This window comes from Rhodoferax sp. GW822-FHT04A08, from assembly GCF_058801025.1.
In genome coordinates, this window is sequence record NZ_JBXAMW010000020.1 from 1 (window position 1) to 25,678 (window position 25,678).

Annotated in this window: 26 protein-coding genes; 20 read left to right on the plus strand and 6 right to left on the minus strand. The window is 61.3% G+C overall.

Features of this window, described 5'->3' with window-relative positions:
- The 3 genes from AC1RMF_RS23660 to AC1RMF_RS23670 all read left to right on the plus strand — a co-directional run.
- Nucleotides 1-292: NAD(P)(+) transhydrogenase (Re/Si-specific) subunit beta (locus tag AC1RMF_RS23660; RefSeq protein WP_493144772.1), on the plus strand; the 292-nt coding region annotated here is incomplete at its 5' end.
- 75 nt (nt 293-367) lie between these two features.
- Complete coding sequence (locus tag AC1RMF_RS23665) at nt 368-2,041, plus strand: long-chain-fatty-acid--CoA ligase (RefSeq protein ID WP_493144774.1); 1,674 nt, start codon at nt 368-370, stop codon at nt 2,039-2,041.
- Entirely contained in the window at nt 2,038-2,805 is a 768-nt protein-coding gene (locus tag AC1RMF_RS23670) for a 5'-methylthioadenosine/adenosylhomocysteine nucleosidase (protein ID WP_342620386.1), read from the plus strand. Before AC1RMF_RS23665 ends, AC1RMF_RS23670 begins: the two co-directional genes overlap by 4 nt.
- On the opposite strand, the gene AC1RMF_RS23675 is transcribed toward AC1RMF_RS23670, so the two are convergent.
- Together AC1RMF_RS23675 and AC1RMF_RS23680 are read right to left on the minus strand one after the other, a co-directional pair.
- Nucleotides 2,781-3,770, minus strand: coding sequence for a magnesium and cobalt transport protein CorA (locus AC1RMF_RS23675; protein WP_342620387.1), 990 nt, complete (start codon nt 3,768-3,770; stop codon nt 2,781-2,783). The genes AC1RMF_RS23670 and AC1RMF_RS23675 overlap by 25 nt on opposite strands.
- Nucleotides 3,771-3,968: 198 nt before the next feature.
- Entirely contained in the window at nt 3,969-5,003 is a 1,035-nt protein-coding gene (locus AC1RMF_RS23680; RefSeq protein WP_342620388.1) for an AI-2E family transporter, read from the minus strand.
- A 221-nt stretch (nt 5,004-5,224) separates the two neighbouring features.
- On the opposite strand from AC1RMF_RS23680, the gene hpf reads away from it, so the two are divergent.
- The 3 genes from hpf to hprK all read left to right on the plus strand — a co-directional run bounded on the left by hpf (nt 5,225) and on the right by hprK (nt 7,061).
- Complete coding sequence (gene hpf, locus AC1RMF_RS23685) at nt 5,225-5,554, plus strand: ribosome hibernation-promoting factor, HPF/YfiA family (RefSeq protein ID WP_342621071.1); 330 nt, start codon at nt 5,225-5,227, stop codon at nt 5,552-5,554.
- A gap of 72 nt (nt 5,555-5,626) precedes the next feature.
- Entirely contained in the window at nt 5,627-6,094 is a 468-nt protein-coding gene (locus tag AC1RMF_RS23690; RefSeq protein WP_342620389.1) for a PTS sugar transporter subunit IIA, read from the plus strand.
- A 19-nt stretch (nt 6,095-6,113) separates the two neighbouring features.
- Nucleotides 6,114-7,061, plus strand: a complete 948-nt coding sequence (gene hprK, locus AC1RMF_RS23695; RefSeq protein WP_342620390.1) for an HPr(Ser) kinase/phosphatase — start codon at nt 6,114-6,116, stop codon at nt 7,059-7,061.
- A 24-nt stretch (nt 7,062-7,085) separates the two neighbouring features.
- Here hprK and fur read toward each other — a convergent pair whose 3' ends face one another.
- On the minus strand, nt 7,086-7,514 hold the full coding sequence (gene fur / locus AC1RMF_RS23700; RefSeq protein ID WP_342620391.1) for a ferric iron uptake transcriptional regulator: 429 nt from the start codon (nt 7,512-7,514) through the stop codon (nt 7,086-7,088).
- A gap of 86 nt (nt 7,515-7,600) precedes the next feature.
- Here fur and AC1RMF_RS23705 point away from each other — a divergent pair, with 86 nt between their 5' ends.
- From AC1RMF_RS23705 to gshB, 12 genes are all read left to right on the plus strand, one after another.
- The gene (locus AC1RMF_RS23705) at nt 7,601-8,140 is read left to right on the plus strand and encodes an outer membrane protein assembly factor BamE (protein WP_342620392.1); all 540 of its coding nucleotides are present in this window, start codon (nt 7,601-7,603) and stop codon (nt 8,138-8,140) included.
- A 33-nt stretch (nt 8,141-8,173) separates the two neighbouring features.
- Nucleotides 8,174-8,977, plus strand: coding sequence for a 4-hydroxy-tetrahydrodipicolinate reductase (gene dapB, locus AC1RMF_RS23710; RefSeq protein WP_342620393.1), 804 nt, complete (start codon nt 8,174-8,176; stop codon nt 8,975-8,977).
- Nucleotides 8,974-9,621, plus strand: coding sequence for a MotA/TolQ/ExbB proton channel family protein (locus AC1RMF_RS23715; RefSeq protein ID WP_493144779.1), 648 nt, complete (start codon nt 8,974-8,976; stop codon nt 9,619-9,621). The genes dapB and AC1RMF_RS23715 overlap by 4 nt, the downstream gene beginning before the upstream one ends.
- Nucleotides 9,618-10,043 (plus strand): ExbD/TolR family protein, encoded by a 426-nt coding sequence (locus AC1RMF_RS23720; protein ID WP_342620395.1) that lies wholly within the window; start codon nt 9,618-9,620, stop codon nt 10,041-10,043. Before AC1RMF_RS23715 ends, AC1RMF_RS23720 begins: the two co-directional genes overlap by 4 nt.
- A gap of 116 nt (nt 10,044-10,159) precedes the next feature.
- Nucleotides 10,160-12,916: a leucine--tRNA ligase gene (leuS, locus tag AC1RMF_RS23725; RefSeq protein WP_493144782.1), complete on the plus strand. Its 2,757-nt coding sequence runs from the start codon at nt 10,160-10,162 to the stop codon at nt 12,914-12,916.
- Nucleotides 12,917-13,423: an LPS-assembly lipoprotein LptE gene (locus AC1RMF_RS23730; RefSeq protein WP_493144784.1), complete on the plus strand. Its 507-nt coding sequence runs from the start codon at nt 12,917-12,919 to the stop codon at nt 13,421-13,423.
- 9 nt (nt 13,424-13,432) lie between these two features.
- Entirely contained in the window at nt 13,433-14,518 is a 1,086-nt protein-coding gene (gene holA, locus AC1RMF_RS23735) for a DNA polymerase III subunit delta (protein WP_493144786.1), read from the plus strand.
- Between the two features lie 54 nt (nt 14,519-14,572).
- A complete protein-coding gene (locus AC1RMF_RS23740) occupies nt 14,573-15,853 on the plus strand; it encodes a glutamate-5-semialdehyde dehydrogenase (RefSeq protein ID WP_342620399.1) in 1,281 nt (426 codons plus the stop codon).
- Nucleotides 15,854-15,943: 90 nt separating this feature from the next.
- Complete coding sequence (gene gshA, locus AC1RMF_RS23745; protein ID WP_493144789.1) at nt 15,944-17,233, plus strand: glutamate--cysteine ligase; 1,290 nt, start codon at nt 15,944-15,946, stop codon at nt 17,231-17,233.
- Nucleotides 17,234-17,367: 134 nt separating this feature from the next.
- A complete protein-coding gene (locus AC1RMF_RS23750; RefSeq protein WP_342620401.1) occupies nt 17,368-19,236 on the plus strand; it encodes a potassium transporter Kup in 1,869 nt (622 codons plus the stop codon).
- A gap of 11 nt (nt 19,237-19,247) precedes the next feature.
- On the plus strand, nt 19,248-20,459 hold the full coding sequence (locus tag AC1RMF_RS23755; protein WP_493144791.1) for a benzoate/H(+) symporter BenE family transporter: 1,212 nt from the start codon (nt 19,248-19,250) through the stop codon (nt 20,457-20,459).
- Nucleotides 20,460-20,481: 22 nt separating this feature from the next.
- Nucleotides 20,482-21,426, plus strand: a complete 945-nt coding sequence (gshB, locus tag AC1RMF_RS23760) for a glutathione synthase (RefSeq protein ID WP_493144793.1) — start codon at nt 20,482-20,484, stop codon at nt 21,424-21,426.
- Between the two features lie 4 nt (nt 21,427-21,430).
- On the opposite strand, the gene AC1RMF_RS23765 is transcribed toward gshB, so the two are convergent.
- Nucleotides 21,431-22,213, minus strand: coding sequence for a class II glutamine amidotransferase (locus AC1RMF_RS23765; RefSeq protein WP_342620404.1), 783 nt, complete (start codon nt 22,211-22,213; stop codon nt 21,431-21,433).
- A 31-nt stretch (nt 22,214-22,244) separates the two neighbouring features.
- Nucleotides 22,245-22,436 (minus strand): 4-oxalocrotonate tautomerase, encoded by a 192-nt coding sequence (locus AC1RMF_RS23770; protein WP_493144795.1) that lies wholly within the window; start codon nt 22,434-22,436, stop codon nt 22,245-22,247.
- Nucleotides 22,437-22,543: 107 nt separating this feature from the next.
- Between AC1RMF_RS23770 and AC1RMF_RS23775 the strand changes: the two genes are divergently transcribed.
- Together AC1RMF_RS23775 and AC1RMF_RS23780 are read left to right on the plus strand one after the other, a co-directional pair.
- A complete protein-coding gene (locus tag AC1RMF_RS23775) occupies nt 22,544-24,070 on the plus strand; it encodes an ArnT family glycosyltransferase (RefSeq protein ID WP_493144797.1) in 1,527 nt (508 codons plus the stop codon).
- Between the two features lie 22 nt (nt 24,071-24,092).
- Nucleotides 24,093-24,887 (plus strand): phosphatase PAP2 family protein, encoded by a 795-nt coding sequence (locus AC1RMF_RS23780; protein WP_493144799.1) that lies wholly within the window; start codon nt 24,093-24,095, stop codon nt 24,885-24,887.
- Here AC1RMF_RS23780 and AC1RMF_RS23785 read toward each other — a convergent pair.
- Nucleotides 24,806-25,675: a Rossmann-like and DUF2520 domain-containing protein gene (locus tag AC1RMF_RS23785; protein WP_493144801.1), complete on the minus strand. Its 870-nt coding sequence runs from the start codon at nt 25,673-25,675 to the stop codon at nt 24,806-24,808. The genes AC1RMF_RS23780 and AC1RMF_RS23785 overlap by 82 nt on opposite strands.
- Nucleotides 25,676-25,678 lie beyond the last annotated feature (3 nt).

Sequence of the window (25,678 nt, forward strand, 5' to 3'; positions counted from 1 at the left end):
TGACCAGGTGTTCGAGATGGAAGATATCAACGGCGAGTTCGGTCAGGCCGATGTGGCCATCATCCTGGGCGCCAACGACGTGGTGAACCCGGCGGCGCACACCAAGGGCAGTCCGATCTACGGCATGCCGATTCTGGAGGCCTACAAGGCCAAGACGGTGATCGTGAACAAGCGCTCCATGGCCGCGGGCTACGCCGGTCTGGACAACGAACTCTTCTACATGGACAAGACCATGATGGTGTTTGGAGACGCCAAGAAGGTCGTTGAGGACATGACCAAAGCGATCGAATAAACACAGCAGACTGGCGCAGCGGCACATTCTGATGTGCCACGTTGGAGTCCTGTGAAAAGGATGGAGACAAAACACATGGTCGAACGTATCTGGCTTGAGAGTTACCCGGCGGGCGTGCCTGCGGACATCGATGCGAGCGTCTACGGCTCGCTCGTCGATTTGATGGAAGAGTGTTTCCACAAATACGCGGATCGGGTTGCCTACAGCTTCATGGGGCAGGATGTTTCCTACACCCAGGTGGACACCTTGAGCCAGGCGTTTGCTGGCTATCTGCAAAGCCTGGGTCTAGTCAAGGGTGATCGCGTGGCCATCATGATGCCCAACGTACCCCAATACCCTGTGGCAGTGGCGGCGATTCTGCGTGCCGGCATGGTGGTGGTGAATGTGAATCCGCTGTACACGCCGCGCGAACTGGAGCAGCAGCTCAAGGACAGCAGCGCCAAGGCCATTGTCATCATTGAGAACTTTGCCGCCACGCTGGAGAAGTGCATCGCCGCCACGCCGGTCAAGCACGTGGTGTTGTGTGCCATGGGCGACCAGTTGGGCACTCTCAAGGGCGCACTGGTGAACTACGTGGTGCGCAACGTCAAGAAGATGGTTCCCGCCTTCAACCTGCCTACTGCCGTGCGATTCAACCAGGCGGTGGCACGGGGCGCCAAGGCGATGTTCACCAAACCGGTCTACAAGGCCGAAGATGTGGCTGTGCTGCAGTACACCGGTGGAACCACGGGCGTATCCAAGGGCGCCGTGCTGTTGCATCGCAATGTGGTGGCCAACACCTTGCAGTCCGAAGCATGGAATGCGCCGGTCATGGCCAAGGTGCCTGCCGGGGAGCAGCCCACCACTGTCTGTGCCTTGCCGCTCTACCATATCTTTGCGTTCACGGTGGGCATGATGCTGTCCATGCGTACCGGGGGCAAGCTGATACTTATCCCTAATCCGCGAGATATTCCGGCCGTACTCAAGGAACTCTCCAAGCACACCATCCACAGTCTGCCGGCGGTCAATACCCTGTTCAATGCGCTGGCCGTGCATCCCGATTTCCATACTGTGGACTGGAGTCACCTGAAGGTGGCTGTAGGAGGCGGCACGGCCGTGCAGAGCGCCGTGGCCAAGTTGTGGCTGGAGAAGACCGGCTGCCCGATTTGCGAGGGCTATGGCCTGAGCGAAACCTCACCCTCGGTGACCTGCAACCCGGTCACTTCAACCGAATACACCGGCACCATCGGTGTGCCGTTGCCCAGCACCTATCTCCGGCTGCTGGACGATGAAGGCAATGATGCGCCCGCCGGGGCATCCGGTGAGATTGCCATCAAGGGGCCGCAGGTCATGGCCGGGTATTGGCAGCGCCCCGATGAAACCGCCAAGGTCATGACGCCCGATGGCTACTTCAAGACCGGCGATATCGGTGTGATGGATGCACGCGGCTTCTTCAAGATTGTGGACCGCAAGAAAGACATGATTCTTGTCAGCGGGTTCAACGTCTTCCCCAATGAACTGGAAGACGTGATTGGCCAGATGCCAGGCGTAATGGAATGTGCTTGCGTGGGCGTGAGCGATGCCAAGTCCGGTGAAGCGGTGAAGCTGGTCATTGTGCGCAAGGACCCGGCTCTGACCGAAGCCGATGTGCGTGCCTACTGCAAGGAAAACCTCACCGGTTACAAACAGCCCAAGATCGTCGAGTTCCGTGATGAACTTCCCAAGACGCCGGTGGGCAAGGTGCTGCGCCGTGAGTTGCGCGAGAAATGATTTCGGCTGCGCGTCCTCTGGCCATTCTGAGCGCGTTGGCTGAAGAGCAGGCGGGCCTGGTGGATCAACTCCAGGGCGCGCAACGCGTGACCCATGCCGGGCGAGAATTCTGGCAGGGTGCGCTTGATGGCCTGCCAGTCGTGCTGGCCTTGTCCCGCATCGGCAAGGTTGCCGCTGCGACCACCAGTGCCGCCCTCATAGAGCGCTTTGGTGTGGGTGCCATCGTGTTCACTGGTGTCGCCGGTGGCGTGGGGCGCAATGTTCAGGTGGGCGATGTGGTGGTGGGCACTGGCTATGTGCAGCACGATATGGATGCTTCACCCCTGTTCCCGCGCTACCAGATTCCCTTGACCGGACAGACCGCCATCGGCGCCGATGCTGCGCTGGCTCGGGCGCTGGTGTTTGCCTGTGTGGTGGGCCTGCAAGGCGTGCAACACGCGGGGCGTGCCCCCATGGTGCACCAGGGGCTGGTTGCCAGCGGGGACCGCTTTGTCAACGGACAGGAAGAGACTGCGCGCATTGTGGACACCTTGCGCCTCCATGGCCACGAGCCGCTGGCGGTGGAGATGGAAGGAGCTGCCGTAGCCCAGGTCTGCCACGACTACGGCTTGCCCTTTGCGGCGGTGCGCGCCATCTCCGACCGGGCGGACGATACGGCGCATGCGGACTTCCCGGTGTTTGTCCGGGACGTGGCCAGCGTCTATGCCCGACGCATCATCGCGGAGTTCGTGCGGACCTGTCAGGACAGCCAGCCGCGCTTGTAAAAGTACCACATGGGTACCAGCGCGCTGGCGATCATCATGCTGACGGTGTAGGGGTAGCTCCAGCCGCCCAGAATTTCCAGCTCGGGGAATTTCAGGTTCATGCCGTACACGCTGGCCACCAGGGTGGGCGGCAGCAGGGCGACACTGGCCACCGAGAAAATCTTGATGATCTTGTTCTGGTTGATGTTGATGAAACCCACCGTGGCGTCCATCAAAAAGTTGATCTTGTCGAACAGGAAGGCAGTGTGGCTGTCCAGCGAGTCGATGTCGCGCAGAATCTGCCGCGCATCATCGAATTGCTCGGCAGTCAGCATCTTGCTGCGCATCAGAAAACTCACGGCGCGGCGGGTATCCATCACATTGCGGCGGATGCGTCCGCTCATGTCCTCGTGGCGTGCAATGGCCGCAAGTGCTTCACCGGCGATGGCGTCGGTCACCCTGCCGGACAGTACTTTCTTGCTGACCTTTTCCAGCTCGTCATAAATGCCTTCCAGCGTGTCGGCTGAGTACTCGGCATCAGCGTCGAACAGTTTGAGCAGTACTTCCTTGGCATCTTCAATCAGGCCCGGAGCCCGGCGCGCACGCATGCGCAGCAGACGGAACACCGGCACGTCTTCATCATGGATGGAGAACAGGATGCCCTTGCTGCGCAGATCGTCGTTGACCAGATTCAGGATGAACGCAGCGCGTACGGCACGCGGCTCGTCATCGTCGGCGACCAGAAAGTCACTGCGGATGTGGATCTCGCCATTGTCTTCGGCGTAGAAACGCGCGGATTCTTCGATGTCCTCGTCCATCGCGTCTTCGGGAATGGACAGACCGTAATACTGTTTGATCCAGCGCTTTTCTTCCAGCGTCGGCGATTCAAGGTCCACCCAGATGGGTTGGAATTTGGAGAGCTCCTCCAGGGACTCGATCTCTTCCTGGAAGAGGCGTCCATTGGCAAGCGTAAAGATGTTGAGCATGGCTCACTCCCAAGGGTTTGGAATCAATGCAAGGGGCTAGGGTCCGCTTTCAACCCCGGTGCATGAGTGGGAGTTGAAAGCTACCGACTGGGGTAGTTTTCCAAGGAGTGTTCTCCAAGAGCTGAGATGGGCGAAATTATCGCACCGCAAGGCGGTGCCAATGCGCAAAGAGGCCGTCTTGCAGAAATATTGCGCCGATCAAATCAGCGCAGCGTCATGCAACTCGCGTTTGACGTAGGCGTAGTACAGAGGGGCCGCCACCAGACCGGCCATGCCAAAAATGGCCTCGCCGATGAACATCACCGTGAGCAGTTCCCAGGCGGCTGTGTTGGTACGCCTGCCAACCACTTTGGCATTGATGAAGTATTCAAACTTGTGGATGGCCACCAGGAACAGCAGGCAGGCCAAACCGACGGCGGGCGATACGGAAACCCCGGCTACCGTGAGCACGCTGTTGCACAGCAGGTTGCCCACAATGGGAATCAGACCGGCCACAAACGTCAGGCTGATCAGTGTGGTGGTGTATGGAATAGTCACGCCAGCCAGAGGCAGCGCGCCCCACAGGAAGACTGCGGTGCAAGCCGCATTGAATGCGGCAATCCAGAACTGCGCCACCACGATCTGGCGAAAGGCTTTCATGAAATCGCTGCCACGCTGGCGCAGGGCCTGGCGCAGAGGGCCGCGGCTGAGCGGCTCGGGTGTGCCCACCATCAGCGCGCCCACGACCAATCCCACGTACACGAGCAATGCACCGCGCAATCCTGCGGTTCCGAACCCGGTCAGCGCGCGGGCCTGCGATTGCAGGTATTGCACCAGCCAGCTTTGCGCGGCCAGCAGTTCATCGGGCAGGTGGGAAGCCAGGTCTGGCGGCAGCTTTTGCCGTATCTCCAGCACGGTGCCCGCCAGATGGTGCAGCAATGCCTGGTACTGGGCCACGGCGCCAAATGCAACTCCTTTGGCATTGAGCGCCAGCAGGACCATTGCCGCGATGGGCAGTACCACGACCAGAGCAGCCGCCCAGGCCGGACGCAGGTGCGGACCACGCTTTCTATCGTTGCCCACCAGCAAGGTGGCCAGCAGATGGCCCAGGCAGACCGCCAGCAACCCCGGCAGGAGCCCATACACCAGGATGGCAACGCAAAGTCCGCCCGCCAGGACGTAGCTGGTGGACTGGATTCCTTTGAAGCTGGATACGGGAGCAATTGCGCGGGATAGCTTGATTGAAGTGGCCATGGGGCTTGGTGTGGGGGCAAATGGATGGATTAAAAGGCCAAAGACGAGCACGCAACCAGCAATGGCCTCACGATGTTGCGGCGCATCAAAAAAATGTCGTTGCCAACCCCTATTTTCGGGTGCATAGTGAAAACAATGCAGTTCGAAAGTCGTTTGATTCTTCTGTGCGCTTCGTGTTCTGCGAGCGCTTTTTCAACCCCGAGAGTAACTGGAGGCTATTTATGAATTTGACAATCAGTGGTCATCACCTGGAAGTGACCCCAGCCTTGCGCAGCTATGTAACGGTCAAGCTGGACCGCATCATGCGGCACTTTGATCAGGTGGTCGATGTCAAGGTGTTGCTCACGGTGGAAAAGCAGAAGGAAAAGGAGCGGCGGCAGCGAGCGGAGTGCAACATTCACGTAAAAGGTAGCGATATGTTCGCCGAAAGTTCCCATCAAGACCTCTATGCTGCGGTCGACGAACTGGTGGACAAACTGGATCGTCAGGTGGTGCGCCACAAGGACAGAGTGCAGAACCACCACCATGACGCTCCCAAGCGACTGATGTAATTCACAGTAGAATCCGCTCAAACCGCCCTGATCAGGGCGGTTTTTTTATGTGCATAATCGCACCACTCCATCATGAACCAACTCGCCCGCATCCTGCCTCCCGCGCAAGTCATTGCGCAAGTGGAAGTCACCAGCAAGAAACGCGCTTTCGAAGAGGCCGGCTTGCTATTTGAGAACCAACATGGTCTCAGCCGTGCGCTGGTGACCGACAGCCTGTTTTCCAGGGAGCGACTGGGCTCCACAGGGCTGGGTCATGGCGTGGCCATTCCCCATGGCCGGATCAAAGGCCTGAAGGCCCCGCTGGCTGCGGTGTTTCAGTTGGCTCAGCCAATCGGGTTTGATGCACCGGATGACCAAGCAGTCAATCTGCTGATCTTCCTTTTGGTGCCAGAGGCTGCTACGCAGAAACACCTGGAAATCCTTTCTGAAATCGCCGAATTGCTCAGTGACGCAAGTTTGCGCGACGAAATGACAAAGACGACAGACTCCTTGCATCTGCACAGCCTGATTGCAGGCTGGCAGTCCGCTCGCACGGCCTGAATCTCCCCGCACTCGCCCTGTGAAACCCACTGCAGTCAGCGCTGACGTCCTGTTCGAGGAGTTCCGCGGGACCTTGCGCTGGGAGTGGGTGGCAGGCCTGGGTGCTTCCGAGCGCCGCTTTGACGAAGTGGCTGTGCGCGCCGCCCGCTCGGGTGCGGATCTGGTGGGCTATCTCAACTACATCCATCCGTACCGTGTGCAGATTCTGGGTGAGCGCGAGGTGGCCTACATCACCAATGCGGCACCAGAAGACTGTGCCCGCCGCGTCTCACGCATCGTGACGCTGGAGCCGCCGGTACTGGTCCTGGCTGACGGTCAGACCGCGCCGCAAGCACTGCTGTCCATGTGCGAACGGGCGCAAATACCCATGTTCTCCACGCGCGAATCATCAGCCTTTGTGATTGATGTGCTGCGTGCGTATTTGTCCAAACACTTTGCCGACCGCACTTCCATGCACGGCGTGTTCATCGACATTCTGGGTCTGGGCGTACTCATTACCGGTGAATCCGGTCTGGGCAAGAGCGAGCTGGGCCTGGAGCTGATTTCCCGCGGCAACGGTCTGGTGGCCGACGACGCCGTGGACCTGTTTCGCATCAACCAAACCACGATTGAAGGGCGCTGCCCGGAGTTGCTGCAAAACCTGCTGGAGGTGCGTGGCATCGGCCTGCTCGACATCCGCGCCATCTTTGGTGAAACCGCGGTACGCCGCAAGATGCGACTCAAGCTCATCGTGCATTTGGTGCGTCGCGAAACCCTGGAGCGCGAATACGAGCGCATCCCCTATGAGCCGCTTACCCAGGACGTTCTTGGTGTGCCGGTGCGCAAGGTGGTGATCCAGGTGGTGGCCGGTCGCAACATCGCCGTGCTGGTGGAGGCTGCCGTGCGCAACACCATCCTGCAGTTGCGCGGTATCGATACCTATCAGGAGTTTGTGGAGCGGCATCGCAAGGCCATGGCGCAGGGCTGATTGCCCCGGCATGGCCCCGACCACTCAGGTGCTGCGGTTGGGGCAGTTGGTTCGGTTGCAGTGTGCGTACAGGCTCAGTGCATGGTCGGAAATGGTGAAGCCCTTGGCCTTGGCCACTGCGTGCTGGCGCTTTTCAATTTCCGGATCGTAAAACTCTTCCACCTTGCCGCAATCCAGGCACACCAAGTGGTCATGGTGCTGCCCCTCGTCGAGCTCATAGACAGCCTTGTCGCTCTCGAAATGGCTGCGGATCAGAATGCCAGCCTGTTCGAACTGGGTCAGTACGCGGTAGACCGTCGCCAGACCCACATCGGAGCGTTCATCCAGCAAGATGCGGTACACGTCCTCGGCCGTCATGTGGCGATGCTTGCCGCGCTGGAAAACTTCCAGAATTTTCAGGCGCGGTGCAGTGGCTTTGAGGCCGGTGTTCTTGAGTTCGTCGATGTTGGTCATGGTGTCTGAAACGCCGGAAAAGCTCAGCCGCCCGGCAGAGGCCCAACCGCTACAATGGTCCGATCATATCGCTCACTCCCCCATTCATGCTTGACACTTTTCGTTTGCGTCCTTTTCTGCTGCCGCTGGCCTTGCTGATCGGGAGCCTGACAGCATGCTCCAGTGCGCCCTCTACCAAGAGCTGGTTGGACGTTGTTTCGCCCTACCGCATTGACCGCGTGCAAGGCAATGTGGTGACGCGTGAACAGGTCAATGCCCTGAAGACCGGAATGCCCCGCAGCGTCGTGCGGGATATATTGGGTACACCTTTGCTTACAAGTGTTTTCCACGCGGATCGCTGGGACTATGTGTTTACCTTTCGTCGCCAGGGTGTGGAGCCGCAATCCCGCCACGTGACCGTCTACTTCAAGGGCGAGAACCTGGATCGGTATGAGGCGGATGATCTCCCCTCCGAGGCCGAATTTGTGGCTACCCTCAAACCCATGGCCCCGCCCGAAAAGCTTCCGCCCATGGAAGCCTCGGCGGAAAGCCTTGAGAAATTCCCGGCCCCAGCCAAACCGGCCGCTGCGGCGCCTGCGGCCAAGGCGGCTTCTGTGTACCCTCCACTTGAGCCCACGGGCAAATAACTACTTTCAATTTCCCAGGACAGGATCGGGACCATGACCCACAGAATTGCAGTTGCTGGCGCCTCCGGCCGAATGGGGCAGATGTTGGTTGATGCGGTGCGCGCTGCCGACGACTGCACGTTGACCGGTGCGCTGGATATCGCCTCCAGCCCAGCCATTGGCAAGGATGCAGGTTCCTTTTCCGGGCAGCCCACCGGCGTGTTGATCACGTCCGACCTGCGCGCTGGTCTTGCGAACAGTCAGGTGCTGATTGACTTTACGCGCCCCGAAGGCACGCTGGAGCATGTACGTGTGTGCCGCGAACTGGGTGTATCCATGGTGATAGGTACCACCGGGTTTACCGAGGCACAGAAAGCCGAAATCGATGCGGCTTCCAAGGACATCGCCATCATGATGGCGCCCAACATGAGCGTGGGCGTGAACGTCACACTCAAGTTGCTGGAGATGGCGGCCAAGGTTCTTTCCACCGGATACGACATTGAGATCGTGGAGGCCCATCATCGCTACAAGGTGGACGCGCCCTCGGGTACCGCGCTCAAGATGGGTGAAGTCATTGCCGGCGCCTTGGGGCGGGACCTGAAGGATTGCGCTGTCTATGCGCGTGAAGGGGTGACCGGTGAGCGGGACCCTTCGAGCATCGGTTTTGCCACGATACGCGGCGGTGACATCGTGGGCGATCACACCGTGCTGTTTGCCGGCATTGGCGAGCGCATCGAGATCAGCCACAAGTCTTCCAGCCGCGTCACCTACGCACAGGGCAGTTTGCGGGCTGTGCGTTTTCTGGCTGGACGCAAGTCCGGGATGTTTGACATGTTTGATGTACTGGGGCTGAAGTGAACGCACTCGATCTGCTCTTTCGTCGCGACGCTGTGAGCAGCGCCGTGGCCATGCTCTTGTTGCTGATGTCCGTAGGCAGCTGGGTAGTCCTGCTATGGAAGTCGTGGTTGTTGCAGCGTGCATCCAAAGACGTGGGCCGCAGTACCCAGGCGTTCTGGCAGGCAGCCTCTTATGAAGATGGTTTGTCTGTGGTTCGGGCACTGGATCGGGAGCAACTGGTTGCCGCCTTGGTGACGGCCGCTGCAGTGGAGCCGGGTGCAGGCAATATGGCTAGCAGGGGAGACCGTTCGCAGCAGCTCACCCGGGTGTTGCGTGGTGCCTTGCATGCCGCGCTGCGCAAGTTGCAGTCGGGCCAGGTGTTGCTGGCGACCGTAGGCTCCACTGCCCCCTTCGTTGGATTGCTGGGAACCGTCTGGGGTATCTACCACGCACTGATGGGCATCGCCGGAGCAGGGCAGATCAGCATAGAGAAAATCTCCGGACCGGTGGGGGAGTCCCTCATCATGACCGCCGCTGGCCTGGCTGTGGCCATTCCGGCGGTGCTGGGCTACAACATACTGGGCCGCTCCATCGGGCGCATCGAGGCGGATCTGGAAGGCTTCGCCCGCGACCTGCGCGAACTGTTGCTGACGCAAGAACCATGAGCTTCGGTAAATTGGAGCGCAGCCAAGGCTCCGCACCCATGAGCGACATCAACATGACACCGTTGATCGATGTCATGTTGGTGCTGCTGGTTATTTTCATCATCACCGCGCCCTTGATGGTCAGCTCGGTGCAGGTGGATTTGCCCAAGGCTTCGGCCACGGCGTCGAATGCGCCCAAGTTTGTGGAAATCACGATTGACCGTGGCGGTCAGGTGTTTGTCGAAGACGCGCTGCAGACGACGGAGTCACTCGATCTTCTGCTGGACAAGACGGCCAAGGCCAATCCAGAGGCAGAAGTACGTTTGCGTGCAGATACCACCGTTCCTTATGGTCGCGTGGTGGAAGTCATGGGGCAGGCGCAAAAGGCTGGTTTGAGCCGCATCGGCTTTGTTGCGCAAGCGCCGGACAAAGCCAAGTCGTAACCTGCCATCGGCTGCTTCCCAAGGCGGTTGTCGGGCTGCGCCAGGATGGCCTGTGGCGCAGCGCCTAAAATCACTCCAAGCACTTCCTTTGCGGCCAATGGGCCGCGTCAACACCCATGCAAGACAAATACCAGCACCTCGACGTAGAAAAAGCAGCGCAAGCCCATTGGGCGCAGCCTTTGTGGAGCGGCCGCAATGCCTACCAAGTGGTGGAAAACGCGCTGGATGCCAACGGCAAGCCACGCAAGAAGTTCTACGCCTGCTCCATGCTGCCCTACCCCAGTGGCAAGCTGCACATGGGCCACGTGCGCAACTACACCATCAACGACATGCTCACGCGCTACTTGCGCATGAACGGTTACAACGTGCTCATGCCTATGGGCTGGGACGCCTTCGGCCTGCCTGCCGAGAACGCCGCACTCAAGAACAAAGTGCCGCCGGCCAAGTGGACCTACGAGAACATCGCCTACATGAAGGGCCAGATGCAGGCCATGGGGCTGGCCATCGACTGGAGCCGCGAGGTCGCTACCTGTGACCCGAGCTACTACAAGTGGAACCAGTGGCTGTTTCTGAAGATGCTGGAGAAGGGCATTGCCTACCGCAAGACCCAGATCGTCAACTGGGACCCCGTGGACCAGACCGTGCTTGCCAATGAGCAGGTGATCGACGGCAAGGGCTGGAGAACCGGTGCCACGGTGGAGAAGCGCGAGATTCCCGGTTACTACCTCAAGATCACCGATTACGCGCAAGAGCTGCTGGACCACGTGCAGCTGGGCAACGACAAGGCCACGCTCAACGGCTGGCCGGAGCGCGTGCGCCTGATGCAGGAAAACTGGATCGGCAAGAGCGAGGGTGTGCGCTTTGCGTTCACCCACAGCATTGCTGGTGATGATGGCAAGCTCATTGGCGACGGACACATGTACGTGTTCACCACCCGTGCCGACACCATCATGGGCGTGACCTTCTGCGCGGTTGCACCGGAACACCCCTTGGCCCAGCACGCGGCCAAGACCAACCCCAAGCTGGCCGCTTTCATTGAGGAATGCAAGGCCGGCGGTACTACCGAGGCCGAACTCGCGCTCAAGGACAAGCTGGGCATGGCCACCGGCCTGCAGGTGGTGCATCCCCTGACACACCGTCCGGTGGAAGTGTGGGTGGGCAACTATGTGCTGATGAGCTACGGCGACGGCGCCGTGATGGGGGTACCCGCACACGACGAGCGCGACTTCGCCTTCGCCAAGAAATACGGTATTGCCATCCACGACGTGGTCCACATTGATGGCCTGACCTACGACCACGAGCGCTGGCAGGACTGGTATGCCGACAAGCAGCGTGGCGTGACGGTCAACTCCGATGTATTCAGCGGCCTGAACTATCAGGAGGCGGTGGACGCTGTGGCCCACGCGCTGAACGCCAAGGGTCTGGGCGAGAAAAAGACCACCTGGCGCCTGCGCGACTGGGGCGTGAGCCGCCAGCGCTACTGGGGCACGCCGATTCCCATCATCCATTGCGACGAGCATGGTGCTGTGCCCGTGCCTGAAAAAGACCTGCCCGTGGTGCTGCCGCAGGACTGCGTGCCCGATGGTTCCGGCAACCCCCTGCACAAGCACGAAGGCTTCCACGCCGGCGTGGTCTGCCCGGTGTGCGGCAAGCCCGCGCGCCGCGAAACCGACACCATGGACACGTTTGTGGACAGCTCCTGGTACTACATGCGCTATTGCGATCCGCACAACCTCGACAAGATGGTGGACGGTGGCACCGACTACTGGATGGCCGACCAGAACAAGGCCACTGGCGGCAGCGGCATGGACCAGTACATTGGCGGTATCGAACACGCCATCCTGCACCTGCTGTACGCGCGCTTCTGGACCAAGGTGATGCGCGACCTGGGCCTGGTAAAGGTGGATGAACCCTTTACCAAGCTGCTGACGCAAGGCATGGTGCTCAACCACATCTATTCCCGCAAGGGCGAGAAGGGCGGCAAGGAATATTTCTGGCCCGCTGACGTGGAGCATGTGCTGGACGCCTCCGGCAAGGTCGTGGGTGCCAAGCTGACCAAACAGGTGGGTGATTTGCCCGCAGGGACTGCCATCGACTACGAAGGCGTGGGCACCATGTCCAAGTCCAAGAACAACGGTGTGGACCCGCAGGACCTGATCGAGCGCTACGGCGCCGACACCGCACGCCTCTACACCATGTTCACTGCCCCGCCCGAGGCCACACTGGAGTGGAACGACGCGGCAGTGGAAGGCAGCTACCGCTTTTTGCGCCGCGTCTGGAACTTCGGCTACAAGCTCTCCACCATGGACTTCTCCAAGGCGCAGGCCAGCGTGGCCCAGGCGGGCAGCCTGCAGGCCGTGGAGTTCGGCAAGGAGGCCAAGGCCCTGCGTCTGGAAATGCACACCGTGCTCAAGCAGGTGGACTACGACTACCAGCGCATGCAATACAACACCGTGGTTTCCGGCGCCATGAAGATGATCAACGCCCTGGACGACTTCAAGGCTGTGGACAGCGCCGGTGCGCAAGTGGCGCTGATCGAAGGCTTCGGCATCCTGCTGCGTTGCCTGTACCCGGCGACACCGCATTTGGCCCACACGCTGTGGTCGGAGCTGGGTTACGCCGCGCAGTTGGGCGATCTGCTGGATGCGCCGTGGCCGCAAGTGGATGCCACTGCCCTGGCGCAGGACGAAATCGAGCTGGTGTTGCAGATCAATGGCAAGCTGCGCGGCTCCATTGTGGTCGCAGCCGGCGCCGACAAGGCGACGATAGAGGCGGCAGCATTGGCCAGCCCTGTGTTTGTCAGCCACGCAGCCGGTGCCCAGCCCAAGAAGGTTGTGGTGGTGCCCGGTCGCCTTGTCAATGTGGTGGTGTAAGTGAACATTCTGCGGCGCTCCGTGCTGGCCCTTGTGGCTGTAGCGGCCATTGCCGGTTGCGGCTTCAAGCTGCGCACCAGCCAGGCGCTGCCCTTTCGTACCATCGCCGTGACGCCGGAAAACGCCTCCGGTGTGGCAGGGGACATGGCGCGCTACCTGGGAGACTCCTGGCGCCCCGTGGCGCCCAAGGCTGGCGGCGAGGTTCCAGAAGTGATTCTGGATATCCTGCAAGAGGTGCGTGAGAAGGTGGTGGTAGGCGTCAATGCCTCCGGCCAAGTGCGTGAATACGAACTGCGCCTGACGGTCAGGTTCCGCCTGCGCAGCAGCAAGGGTGACGATGTGATCGCCCCATCCGTCATCGAGCAGCACCGCAGCATCAGCTTCAACGAGTCCGCCGTGTTGGCCAAGGAAACGGAAGAGGCATTGCTCTATCGCGATATGCAATCCGATGTGGTGCAGCAGCTGATGCGGCGTCTTGCCGCAGTCAAGCCCGCAGCTGCCGAGTAAGTCCGCGTCATGCAAGTTTCCCCAGGGCAACTCGCCAACCATCTGCAGCGTGGACTCAAGAGTCTGTACACGCTGCATGGTGACGAGCCGCTGCTGGTGCAGGAGGCGCTGGATGCCATACGAACCCATGCCCGTGCCCAAGGCTTTTCCGAGCGCAGTTCCCACACCGTGGCCGGCGCGCACTTCGACTGGAGTGCGGTGTTGGCAGCCGGCGGCTCGCTCAGCCTGTTTGCCGACAAGCAGATCATTGAAATCCGCATCCCCAGCGGCAAGCCGGGCAAGGACGGCAGCGTGGCCCTGCAGCAATTGGCTGAGGCCGCCCAGGGCAACGACGCGGTTCTGACCATTGTGATGCTGCCGCGACTGGACAAGATGACCAAGTCCAGCGCCTGGTTCGCGGCGTTGGACGGCAATGGCATTACGCTGGAAGTGCAACCGGTGGAGCGCAGCGCACTGCCGCAGTGGATTGCCCAGCGCCTGGGTGCGCAGGGGTTGCGCGTGGAGCCTGGCGAGGCCGGGCAACGCAGCTTACAGTTTTTTGCCGATCGCGTGGAGGGCAATCTGCTGGCGGCCCATCAGGAGATCCAGAAGCTGGCGTTGCTGTTTCCCGCCGACCTGCAAGGCAGCGTGCTGACTTTCGAGCAGATCGAAAGCGCGGTGCTCAACGTAGCGCGCTACGACGTATTCAAACTTTCGGAATCCGTCCTGGCGGGCAGGCCCGAACGTGTGCAGCGCATGCTCGACGGATTGCAGGCTGAGGGCGAGGCCGAGGTGCTGGTGCACTACACCCTGGCTGAAGACATCCGTGCCCTCAAGCGGGTGAAGGACGCCATGGCCCAGGGTAAACCGTTGCCCATGGCGCTGCGCGAGAACCGCATCTGGGGCAACAAGGAGCGCCTGTTCGAGCGGGTGCTGCCACGTCTTTCCGCATCGGCATTGGCCGATCTGCTGCAGTCCGCGCATCTTGTGGACGGTATCGTCAAGGGCTTGAAGCAACCCGATTGGCCGCAGAGCGGCTGGCAGGCGTTGCACCAACTCGCCCTGGAGCTGTGCCATTTGTGTGCACCCCAGCAGGCCACCCGCAGCCCGCATTGAGCCCGCTTTCAGAGGGCTGATTTCCGGCTCCCGGCGTTCTGCGAAAATGTCGACATGAACGCGCTCAACATCTCCGAATACTCCCAGTCCCTGGGTGTGCAGGCCAAGGCCGCCTCCAGCGTCATGGCCGCAGCGTCCGCCGCAGTTAAGAACAAGGTCTTGCGCCGTCTGGCGGCCTTGCTGCGCGAGAACACCCAGGCCCTGCAGGTGGACAACGCCAGGGACCTGGAACGCGCCACGGCTGCCGGTCTGGCGGCGCCCATGGTGGACCGCCTCAAGCTCACCCCCAAGGTGCTGGAGACCTGTGCCGATGGTTGCGAGCAGCTGGCTGGTATGGCCGACGTGATTGGCGAGATCATCGGCATGCGCCAGCAGCCCAGCGGCATTCGTGTGGGCCAGATGCGCGTACCCATCGGCGTGTTCGGCATGATCTTCGAGAGCCGTCCCAATGTGACCATCGAAGCGGCCAGCCTGTCCATCAAGAGTGGCAACGCCTGCATCCTGCGCGGCGGCTCGGAAGCGATCGAGTCCAACAAGGCATTGGCCAAGCTGGTGCAGCAGGCCCTGACCGAGAACGGCCTGCCCGCCGATGCGGTGCAACTGGTGGAGACCACCGACCGCGACGTGGTGGGCCAGCTCATCACCATGCCCCAGTACGTGGACGTGATCATCCCGCGCGGCGGCAAGGGCCTGATTGAGCGCATCAGCCGCGATGCCAAGGTGCCGGTCATCAAGCACCTGGATGGCAACTGCCATGTGTATGTGGACGATCCCTGCGACATCGCCATGGCCGTCAAGGTGGCCGACAACGCCAAGACCAACAAATACAGCCCCTGCAATGCCGCCGAGGGCTTGCTGGTGGCGCGTGGTGTGGCAGCGCAGTTCCTGCCCCTGATCGGCAAGGTCTACGCTGACAAAGGCGTGGAGATGCGCGTGTGCGCAGAGAGCCGTGCCCTGCTGCAAGGTGTGGCCCAAGCCAAGCTGGCCGATGCGACCGAGCAGGACTGGTTTGAGGAATACCTGGCGCCCATCATCAGCGTCAAGGTTGTGGCGGGCGTGGATGAAGCCATTGCGCACATCAACCGCTATTCCAGCCACCACACCGACGCCATCATCACCCGCGACCACATGCACGCCCAGCGCTTCCTGCGCGAGGTGGACTCGGCCAGTGTCATGGTCAACGCCAGCACCCGCTTTGCCGATGGCTTTGAATATGGCCTGGGCGCCGAGATCGGCATCAGCACCGACAAGTTCCACGCCCGCGGGCCGGTGGGTATTGAAGGACTGACCTCGCTCAAGTACGTGGTGCTGGGCGACGGGGATGTACGCAAATAGCTGGTGAACGCGCTTGAACACGGCGCAATCGGCTCCATCTAACAGCGTTCCCCCGATGAAAAAGTAGAAACGCATTTTTGAAAGCACCGCATGGTTCCGCACCTCGTCACTGCCCTGACCGGCCCCATCAACGAACTGGAACAGCGCGTGCTGGACTCCATGCCGGCCATCGAGCGCTGGTTCCGTCTGGAGTGGATGGAGCACACGCCGCCGTTCTATTGCTCGGTGGACGTGCGCAACGCCGGCTTCAAGCTGGCCCCGGTGGACACCGACCTGTTCCCGCGCGGCTGGAACAACCTGACGCCTGCCATGCTGCCCCTGGCCGTGCAGGCCGCCATGGCCGCCATCGAAAAGATCTGCCCGGAGGCGCGTAACCTGCTGATCGTGCCGGAGAACAATGTCCGTAGCACCTTTTACCTGAGCAACCTGGCCCAACTGCGCCGCATCTTCCACATGGCGGGGCTCAATGTGCGCCTTGGCTCCATCAGCCCGGACGTGAAGAAGACCACCACGCTGCGTTTGCCCGATGGCGAAACGCTGACGCTGGAGCCGGTGATTCGCAACAAGGGCAGGCTGGGTGTCAAGGACTTCGACCCCTGTACCATTCTGCTCAACAACGACTTGGTGGCCGGTGTTCCCGGCATTCTGGAAGATATCAACGAGCAGTATCTGCTGCCTCCGTTGCACGCGAGCTGGAGCACGCGCCGGCGCAGCACCCACTTCAAGACTTATGAGGAAGTGTCCAAACGCTTTGGCAAGCTCATCGGTGTGGACCCATGGCTCATCAACCCCATGTTCGACAGCTGTGGCGGCATCGATCTGGGTACCACGGATGGTCTGGACGCGCTGACCGCGCGTGTCGATGCGCTGCTGGCCAAGGTCAAGAAGAAGTACAAGGAATACGGCATCAAGGAAAAAGCCTTTGTCGTGGTCAAGGCCGACAACCGGGGCAGTGGCGCGGGTCTGATGACTGTGCGTGATGCCAAGGATGTGGCTGCACTGGCCAAGAAAGCCCGCAACGCCGCAGGCAGCCCCTTCCAGGGTGAGCAGGAACTGATCCTGCAAGAGGGCGTGCTCACGCTGGAACGCATGAACGACGCAGTGGCCGAACCCGTGGTCTACATGATGGACCGCTATGTGGTGGGTGGCTTCTACCGCATCCATGCAGAGCGTGGCATCGACGAAGACCTGAATGCACCCGGGTCCAGCTTTGTCCCGTTGGCATTCAACGAGAGCACCCATCTGCCGCAGCCCGGCGTGCGGCCTGGCGCCAGCGCACCCAACCGTTTCTACATGTACGGTGTAGTGGGGCGTCTGGCCATGTTGGCGGCCAGTTATGAGCTGGAAGTGACCGACCCGCAAGCCGAACGTTACGACTGAGTCGGGTAGTTGTTGCGCCGCAACAAGGCAGCGCAAATATTTGCTTCATTAGGGCTTGCGCCCAAGGGGAGCGAGAGCAAAATAGCGCTCCCGAACGGAATGGATACCGGTCCTTCAATGGGCCGGGGCAACTTGTGTCAGCATCAAAATCGTCTCTTGCCGCCCTGACCCTGGGCGCTATCGGTGTGGTTTACGGGGATATCGGCACCAGTGTGCTGTACGCCTTCAAGCAAGTATTTGTCAGCGGGCACGTGCCCATCACCCCTACCAACGTGCTGGGCGTGCTGTCGCTCTTCTTCTGGGCGCTTACGGGTATTGTTTCCATCAAGTACGTCGTGCTCATCATGCGGGCCGACAACAATGGCGAAGGTGGCCTCATGGCGCTGTTGGCGCTGGCTTCGCTGTCGACAAAGGACACCCCGCGCGTGCGCGGCATTCTGATTGTTCTGGGGGTATTCGGTGTGGCGCTTTTCTTCGGGGATGGAGTCATTACACCGGCCATCTCCGTGCTGTCGGCAGTCGAAGGTCTGGAGATCATCACGCCCTCGGCCAAACCTTATGTGGTCCCCATCTCGTTGATGGTGCTGGCCGGCCTGTTTCTGGTGCAACGACGTGGCACAGGTGACATTGGCAAGTTCTTTGGTCCCGTCACGGTGCTTTGGTTCATTGCCATTGGTGTCATGGGACTGGTGCAGATCGTGCAAAACCCGTTTGTTCTTTGGGCCTTGTCGCCAACCTACGCCTTTGGCTTCATGGTGGAGCACCATGCGTTGGCCTTCATTACCCTAGGTGCTGTCTTCCTGTGTCTGACGGGCGCTGAAGCGCTGTACGCAGACATGGGGCACTTCGGAAAGCAACCTATCCGTATTGCATGGTTTGGTCTGGTCATGCCCTCCCTTGCGTTGAACTATTTTGGTCAGGGTGCCTTGGTGCTGGCCGATCCGGAGGCCGCACAAAACCCGTTCTTTCTGATGGCGCCCGAGTGGGCGTTGATACCGCTGGTGGTGCTGGCCACGGCAGCCACGGTAATTGCTTCGCAGGCCTTGATTTCCGGTGCCTACTCGGCTACCAAGCAGACCATTCAACTGGGCTTTTTGCCGCGTCTGACCATTCTTCACACCTCCATCAAGGACACCGGTCAGATCTACATTCCGGCGGTCAACTGGACACTCATGTTTGGCGTGGTGCTGGCGGTTGTCATGTTTGGTTCATCCGACGCACTGGCCGCGGCCTACGGCATCTCGGTCAGCCTGGTGATGATCATCACCACCGTCATGACCTTCTTCGTGGTGCGCTATGGCTGGAAATACCCACTCTGGCTGTGCATTGCCTCCACCGGGCTTTTCTTTGTTATTGACGCCTCGTTCTTTGCTTCCAACTCGCTCAAGATTGCCCAGGGTGGCTGGTTTCCGTTGGCCATGGCCGTGGGCCTCTACGTCATCATGTCCACCTGGAAGGATGGACGTCGCCTGATGAACCAGAAGCTGGCGGCCGATGCCATTGATTTGCCCAGTTTCCTGGAGGCGGTGTTTGTAAGCCCGCCAGTGCGTGTGGAAGGTACAGCTGTTTTTCTGACGGCGGAATCGGGTACCGTGCCCAACGCGCTGCTGCACAACCTCAAGCACAACAAAGTCATGCACACGACTAATCTGTTTGTTACCGTGCGCAGCCATGAGATCCCTTGGGTTGGCATGAACAAGCGCCTGGAAGTGAACTCGCTAGGGCACGACTGCTGGCAGGTCACTGTCAACTATGGCTTTAAGAACGACCCCGACATTCCAAAGGCACTGCAGCAGATCAAGGGGCGTGGCTGTGATGTCAATGCCATGACCACCAGCTACTTCCTTTCGCGCGATACCGTGGTGCCCACGCTGGGCGAAGGCATGGCTCCGTGGCGCGAGAAGCTGTTTGCGCAGATGCACCGCAATGCCAGTGCCGCGGCAGACTTCCTGAACCTGCCCAACAACTCCGTGGTGGAGCTGGGCAGCAAGATCGAAATCTAGTTTCTTTTTCTATGCAGTTTTTCAAGGACTGGAGCATCTCCGCCTTCAGCGCAGGATTTGTAGCCGTATTAGTGGGCTTTACCAGCTCCATTGCCATCGTTTTCCAGGCGGCTCAGGCATTTGGTGCCACACCGGAGGTGATGGCCTCTTGGATGTGGGCCATCGGCTTGGGCATGGGCTTGTGCACGTTGGTGCCTTCGCTGTGGTGGCGCAAACCGGTGATGGTGGCCTGGAGCACGCCGGGTGCGGCGGTGCTGGCCAGCGCTGGCATGGCGGGAGGCTTCCACATGGGCGATGCCGTGGGCGCCTTCATGATGTGTGCTGCGCTCATCGTGGTGGCGGGCGCCACCGGATGGTTTGAGCGGCTGATGGACCGCATCCCGGTGGCCATCGCCTCCGCCTTGCTGGCGGGCGTGCTGGCACGCTTCGGCCTATCGGCCTTCACTGCGGCACAGACTTCCCTGCCGCTGGTGGTACTGATGCTGTTGACCTATCTGGTGGGCAAGCGCCTGTTGCCGCGCTACGCCGTGCCGTTGACGTTGGCGGTGGCCATCGTGTTCGTGGCGTTCAACCATGGCTTTCTGCAGACCGACATCCAGTACGGCCTGACACTGCCGGTGTGGGTCACGCCGGTGTTTTCGGTATCGGCCTTCGTCAGCCTGGCACTACCCTTGTTCATCGTCACCATGGCGTCGCAGAACCTGCCCGGTGTGGCCGCCATCAAGGCTGCGGGTTACGGCGATGAGCGGGCCAACGGAGGCGATGCCGGTATCCCGATATCGCGCACCATCACGCTCACTGGTTTATGCACGCTGGTGTTGGCGCCCTTTGGCGCGTTCTCGCTCAACCTGAGTGCCATCACCGCGGCCATCTGCATGGGGCCCGAGGCCCACGCCGACCCCAAGCGCCGCTATACGGCGGCCGTCTCCTGCGGCGGCTTGTATGTGCTGGTCGGCCTGTTTGGTGCCACCATCATCGGCGTGCTCACCGCCTTCCCCAAGGAACTGGTGGCGGCCATTGCCGGGCTGGCCTTGCTGGGCAGCATTGCCGGTGGCTTGCGTGTGGCGCTCGACAAGGATGTGGATCGCGAGGCAGCCATCATCACCTTTTTGGTCACGCTCAGCGGGGTTGCCGTGGCCGGTGTAGGCTCTGCGTTCTGGGGGGTGGTGGCCGGTGCCGTGGCACTGGCGGTGCAGCACTGGAAAGCGCCACAAACCCGTTGAACCCGTTTTTCACAAGAGCCGTATGAACATTCTTTTTGTTGCCGATCCGCTGGAGTCCTTCAAGATCTACAAGGACACCACCTTCTCCATGATGCGCGAGGCGCAACGCCGGGGTCACACGGTGGCGGCCACCGAGCCCCGGCACATCGTGTGGCAACGCGGTAGTGTGGTGCAGGCCCTGGTGCGCAACATCCACCTCACGGGCGGCAAAGAGAATTGGTTTGACGTGACGGCCAGTGAGACCGTGGCCCTGCGCAGCTTCGATGCGATTGTCATGCGCAAGGACCCGCCTTTCGACAGCGAGTTCTTCTATGCCACCCATCTGCTGGAGCAGGCCGAGCGCGAAGGTGCCAAGGTGTTCAACAAGCCACGTGCGCTGCGTGACCACCCCGAAAAGCTGGCCATCATGGAGTTCCCGCAGTTCATAGGCCCTACCATCGTCACCCGCGATGCGGCCGCCGTGCGCGCCTTCCATGCCGAACACAGAGACATCATCCTCAAGCCGCTGGACGGCATGGGCGGCACCGGCATCTTCCGCGTCAAGGAAGATGGCCTGAACCTGGGCGCCATCATCGAGACGCTGAATGCCGATGGCGCGCAGACCATCATGGTGCAGAAGTTCCTGCCCGCCATCAAGGATGGTGACAAGCGCGTGCTGGTCATTGGCGGCAAGCCCGTGCCCTATTGCCTGGCGCGCATTCCACAGGGTGGCGAGGTACGCGGCAACCTGGCTGCTGGCGGCAAGGGTGTGGCCCAGCCCATCAGCGAAGCCGATCGTGCCATTGCAGAAGCCCTGGGACCCATTCTTGCGGCGCGTGGATTGCTGCTGGTGGGGCTGGATGTGATCGGCGACAGCCTCACCGAAATCAACGTCACCAGCCCGACCTGCTTTCAGGAAATCACCGACCAGACCGGTTTTGATGTGCCGGCCATGTTCATGGACGCGCTGGAGGAGGCGCTGCGCTAAATGGTCAAACCAGCAGTGCCCCGTCGCAAAACGCGCGCAATTCTCCGGGCTGCATTGCCACCCAATGCTCGTTGGTGGTGAGCGGCTCGGTCACCACGATGGCCAGGCGGTCATCCGGGCCATTGAGCTCGGACAGGTCTACGCTGACATCCTCGTCCTTGAGCTTCACCTCGCTGAATGGATACTGGCGCAGCACGTAATGCAGCTTGGTGCTGGCATGCGCCCACAGGGCCTGGCCGTTGCTGAGCAGGAAGTTGAAGGTGCCATGCTTGGCGATGCGTGGTGCCAAGTCGCGCAAGGTGTGGCTCAATTCTTCGACGGTGGGCACGCTGGCGTGGGACTTGTTGAGCTCCTGCATCAGCCAGCAAAAGGCCAGTTCGCTGTCAGTGTTGCCCACGGGTTTGAAATTGCCGTGCAGGGGCGGGTTGAAGTCCTTCAGGTCGCCGTTGTGGGCAAAGAACCAGTAACGGCCCCACAGCTCACGCACAAACGGGTGGCAGTTTTCCAGTGTGACGCCGCCCACCGTGGCCTTGCGCACATGGGCCACCACGTTGTGGCTCTTGATCGGGTAGCTGCGCAGCATTTGCGCGATGGGGGAAGTGGCCGCACTTTCCTTGTCCACAAAGTGGCGGGCAGCGCGACCCGGGTTTTGTCCCTCGCTCTCGAAGAAGGCAATACCCCAGCCGTCGGAGTGGTGGTCGGTGCAGCCACCGCGCTGCGAGAAACCGGTGAAACTGAGCGTCAGACTGGCTGGCAGTCTGCTGTTCATCCCTAGCAATTGACACATGGGTTCAGTGTACTCCCGGTTGTTGGGTGGGTTAACTTCGCGGTTCGGACCAGAGCTTGCCGCCTGTGGCCCAGTTCTCGCGCTTGACGTCGGTGATGATGATGTCCACCGCTTCAGGGGAGGTGCCCAGCACTTCCACGGTGACACGTGTGATCTCTTGCACCAGTTTGCGCTTTTGCTCGATGCTGCGGCCTTCGAGCAATTCAATGTGGTAGGTGGGCATGGTTTTCCTTTACGTAATGCGCGGGACGGAAAAGCGTTGACACGCGCAGTTTAGACTGCGGGCATTGTATGGATGGACCCGTCGCCTTGCGCCTGAATAATTCGAATATGCAAACTCCCATTGCGCTTGCAACGCCCGCGCGGTCATGGCTGGCACTGGTATTTGTTCTGCACGCGCTGCTGGGCGCCAACCTGGGGCTCTCGGTAGACGAGGCCCACTACGCTCTCTATGCCGTACACCCGGCACTGAGCTACTTTGACCATCCGCCGCTGGTGGGTTGGGTGCAGTGGCCATTGGTCGCACTGGATGCGCCAACGGTGTTGCTGCGGCTCATCCCCGGCCTGCTCTGGCTGGGCACCATGCTGCTGGTTTACCGGCTGGCGCTGCGCTTGTGCGCACAGTCTGCACTGCAGCTGCAGGCGGCCTGGTGGAGTCTGGTGGCGCTGCTGCTGGCGCCGCTGATGCACATCCTGGGCATTGGCCTGCTGCCCGACACCTTGCTGATGTTCTGGTCGGCAGCACTCATGCTGCAAACCCTGCGGCTGTTGGAGCCCCGGCACGCAGACAGTCCCGCGCAATGGCTGCTGCTGGGTGTGTTGCTGGGGCTGGCGGGCCTGAGCAAGTACACCGCCATCTTCAGCGCCGCTGCCGTCGCGCTGTGTCTGTTGCACGGGCACGGACTGGCGCTGCTGCGCAAACCCTGGCTGTGGGTTGCCACACTGCTGGCTCTGGCGATGGTGAGCCCGGTGCTGGTCTGGAACCTGCAGAACCACTGGGTGTCGTTTGCCTACCAGACGCAGCATGGCGCGGGCGGCGATTGGCGCGGCCTGCATGTGCTGCGCTTTGTGCTGGTGCAATTGCTTGCGTTCGGCCCCTTGCTGTGCTGGGGTGCCTCGGGTCTGCGTGGTGTGGCTCCCGCAGAGCGTTTGCTGGTGCTGTTCTTCCTCATTCCCTTCGCCGTGCTGGCAGCGCTGTCGGGCGGCGGCACCAGCCTGCCGCACTGGACGGCGCCCGCCTGGGTGGCCCTTGCGCCGTTTGCCGGGATGGGTCTGGCCCAAAGCGTGGCCCGCGGCAAGGCGTACACAGTGCGCGTACTCGTTCTGCTGCAGGCGCTGGCCTGTGTGGCCCTGCCCACCATCATGCTCAGTGCGGGCATGCCATTCATGGCGGGCAAGACGGCCAGCGCCGAGTCCTCCGACGCGCCCAACCCGTTTGCCGACTTGCATGGTTGGGATCAGGCTGGCGAGCGCGCCCGGCAACTGGCAGCGCAGCACGGCCTGGACGCCGTCGCAGTGCAGAACTGGACGCTGGCCAGCCGCATCGGCTGGTACGCCCGGCCGCTGAAGGTGCATGTGCTGGAAGACCGCTTTGACCAGTTTGACCTGTGGGCCGGCAAGCTGGCGCCGGGTGGCAATGCACTGCTGGTGGACTGGTCGCAGCTGCCTTACGAAACACCTTTGGGCGCGCATGGCTTTGCCCAATGCACAATACTGGACCGGCTCAACGTCCAGCGGCTGGGGTATGACCTGGCCCATTTTGATTTCTATGCCTGCAGCGGCTGGTCAGGTGCCCCCGAGCCGCGGCTCCAATCGGCTGCCGCGCAAAAGGCGGCAGGCGCGGCGTCTCTGCCCTAGGGCTGGCATTTACACAAACTTCATGCGCACATTGCCCTTTCATATTTTTTCAGCGCGCCTGTGGCTGCTGCCACTGCTGATTCTTGTCGTGTCCGCACCGTTGTGGCTGCATGTGTGGGAACCGGGCATGTTTCTCTTCATCAACCACTTGTGCGCACCGGTGGCGGCTTCGGTATGGACCGGGTTTTCGCTGATGGGCAATGGCTGGGGCATTCTGGGCCTGACTGCGCCCTTGCTGCTGGCCGCGCCGCGCCTGATGTGGGCCTGGATCTGCGCTGCTCCGTTTGCCACCGCCTTTGCGCGCGCTGGCAAAAGTCTCCTGGTCAGCCCGCGCCCGGCAGCCGAGATCGACGAAGCGCAGATACGCATCGTGGGGGAGGTGCTGCACAACGTTTCCATGCCCTCCGGTCACACCACCACCGCCTTTGCGGTGGCCACGGCGATCTACTTTGCGCTCACACCGGCGCAGCGTAAACGCCACTGGTGGATCTTGATGCTGGCCTGTGGCACCGCCTTGTCGCGCATTGCCGTAGGCGCGCACTGGCCGGGTGACGTGGCCGTGGGCATCAGCCTGGGATTGCTGTCTGGCTTGCTGGGTGGCGTGTTGCTGACCACGGTGCCGCAGCGCTGGCATGCACCCACGCACTGGGCTATGCGCCTGCTGGCCATGCTGGTGGCGTTTGCGGTGTATGTGCTGACCACCGATCAGCTGGACTTTGCCGAGAACGGTCCGGCTCAGTGGGTGCTGGCCTTCGTGGGCTCGGCCTCGGTCCTTGCCTTTGCGATACGCAACGCCAAGGCACTCAGGGCCTCATAGGCGGCGCCGACCTGCGCATCCCATTGACTGACCACGGCGGTCTGTCGTGCGATGGCTTGCACATCGCCCCGCGCTGCCGGACCGGTCAGGGCCTGTGCCGGCCCCATGCGGGTGATGTTGGCGACCGCGTTGGACAACAACGTGGCGCGCAGATGGGGCAGCAGCTCGGACGGAACACCGGTGGCGCGCCAGGCGTCTTCGGCTACTGATTGCAGCACCGGCAGGAAGTTGGTGGCAAACACCGCGGCGGCGTGGTAGAGCACCTTGTCCTGGCTGGCCACTTCAAAGCAGTGCGCCTGGATGCCTTCAAACGCCGCACGCAGCAGGGCAATGGCAGACGGATGGCCCTCCAGCGCGCAAGCGGTTCCGGCAAATTGCCGGGCTGCCACTTCCGCCGACGCAAAGCTCAGGATGCAATGCGCGCTGGCGGTCTGCCAGCCCAGCGCAGCAAGGTCCGCCAGACTGTCAGAGGACTGCGCACCGCTGCAATGGAAGGCAATGGTAGGCGTTGCTCCGGTTGGTGGCGCAGAAAGGGCAACAGCCTCGGACAGCGTCTGCGCGACCTGGGTGATGTGCGCATCGGGCACGGCCAGCATCCAGACATCGGCATGCCGCATGGCACGCAGGTCGGGTTTGGGCGTACCAGCGCCCATGAAATTGCAAGCAGCCTGTGCGCTGGCTGGCATGGTGGTGAGCACGTCCTGCACCGCAAAGGCGCCGCTGGCCTGCCACAGCCGGCCCAAGGTCTGGCCCACGCGCCCGGCACCGATGATGTTGAGCGTCAGCATGGC

Bases quoted from the DNA above. Each gene is read 5' to 3' on its own strand.
- AC1RMF_RS23665 (WP_493144774.1), top strand. From the start codon at position 368: ATGGTCGAACGTATCTGGCTTGAGAGTTACCCGGCGGGCGTGCCTGCG.
- AC1RMF_RS23670 (WP_342620386.1), top strand. From the start codon at position 2,038: ATGATTTCGGCTGCGCGTCCTCTGGCCATTCTGAGCGCGTTGGCTGAA.
- AC1RMF_RS23675 (WP_342620387.1), bottom strand. From the start codon at position 3,770: ATGCTCAACATCTTTACGCTTGCCAATGGACGCCTCTTCCAGGAAGAG.
- AC1RMF_RS23680 (WP_342620388.1), bottom strand. From the start codon at position 5,003: ATGGCCACTTCAATCAAGCTATCCCGCGCAATTGCTCCCGTATCCAGC.
- hpf (WP_342621071.1), top strand. From the start codon at position 5,225: ATGAATTTGACAATCAGTGGTCATCACCTGGAAGTGACCCCAGCCTTG.
- AC1RMF_RS23690 (WP_342620389.1), top strand. From the start codon at position 5,627: ATGAACCAACTCGCCCGCATCCTGCCTCCCGCGCAAGTCATTGCGCAA.
- fur (WP_342620391.1), bottom strand. From the start codon at position 7,514: ATGACCAACATCGACGAACTCAAGAACACCGGCCTCAAAGCCACTGCA.
- AC1RMF_RS23705 (WP_342620392.1), top strand. From the start codon at position 7,601: ATGCTTGACACTTTTCGTTTGCGTCCTTTTCTGCTGCCGCTGGCCTTG.
- dapB (WP_342620393.1), top strand. From the start codon at position 8,174: ATGACCCACAGAATTGCAGTTGCTGGCGCCTCCGGCCGAATGGGGCAG.
- AC1RMF_RS23720 (WP_342620395.1), top strand. From the start codon at position 9,618: ATGAGCTTCGGTAAATTGGAGCGCAGCCAAGGCTCCGCACCCATGAGC.
- leuS (WP_493144782.1), top strand. From the start codon at position 10,160: ATGCAAGACAAATACCAGCACCTCGACGTAGAAAAAGCAGCGCAAGCC.
- holA (WP_493144786.1), top strand. From the start codon at position 13,433: ATGCAAGTTTCCCCAGGGCAACTCGCCAACCATCTGCAGCGTGGACTC.
- AC1RMF_RS23740 (WP_342620399.1), top strand. From the start codon at position 14,573: ATGAACGCGCTCAACATCTCCGAATACTCCCAGTCCCTGGGTGTGCAG.
- gshA (WP_493144789.1), top strand. From the start codon at position 15,944: ATGGTTCCGCACCTCGTCACTGCCCTGACCGGCCCCATCAACGAACTG.
- AC1RMF_RS23755 (WP_493144791.1), top strand. From the start codon at position 19,248: ATGCAGTTTTTCAAGGACTGGAGCATCTCCGCCTTCAGCGCAGGATTT.
- gshB (WP_493144793.1), top strand. From the start codon at position 20,482: ATGAACATTCTTTTTGTTGCCGATCCGCTGGAGTCCTTCAAGATCTAC.
- AC1RMF_RS23765 (WP_342620404.1), bottom strand. From the start codon at position 22,213: ATGTGTCAATTGCTAGGGATGAACAGCAGACTGCCAGCCAGTCTGACG.
- AC1RMF_RS23770 (WP_493144795.1), bottom strand. From the start codon at position 22,436: ATGCCCACCTACCACATTGAATTGCTCGAAGGCCGCAGCATCGAGCAA.
- AC1RMF_RS23775 (WP_493144797.1), top strand. From the start codon at position 22,544: ATGCAAACTCCCATTGCGCTTGCAACGCCCGCGCGGTCATGGCTGGCA.
- AC1RMF_RS23780 (WP_493144799.1), top strand. From the start codon at position 24,093: ATGCGCACATTGCCCTTTCATATTTTTTCAGCGCGCCTGTGGCTGCTG.
- AC1RMF_RS23785 (WP_493144801.1), bottom strand. From the start codon at position 25,675: ATGCTGACGCTCAACATCATCGGTGCCGGGCGCGTGGGCCAGACCTTG.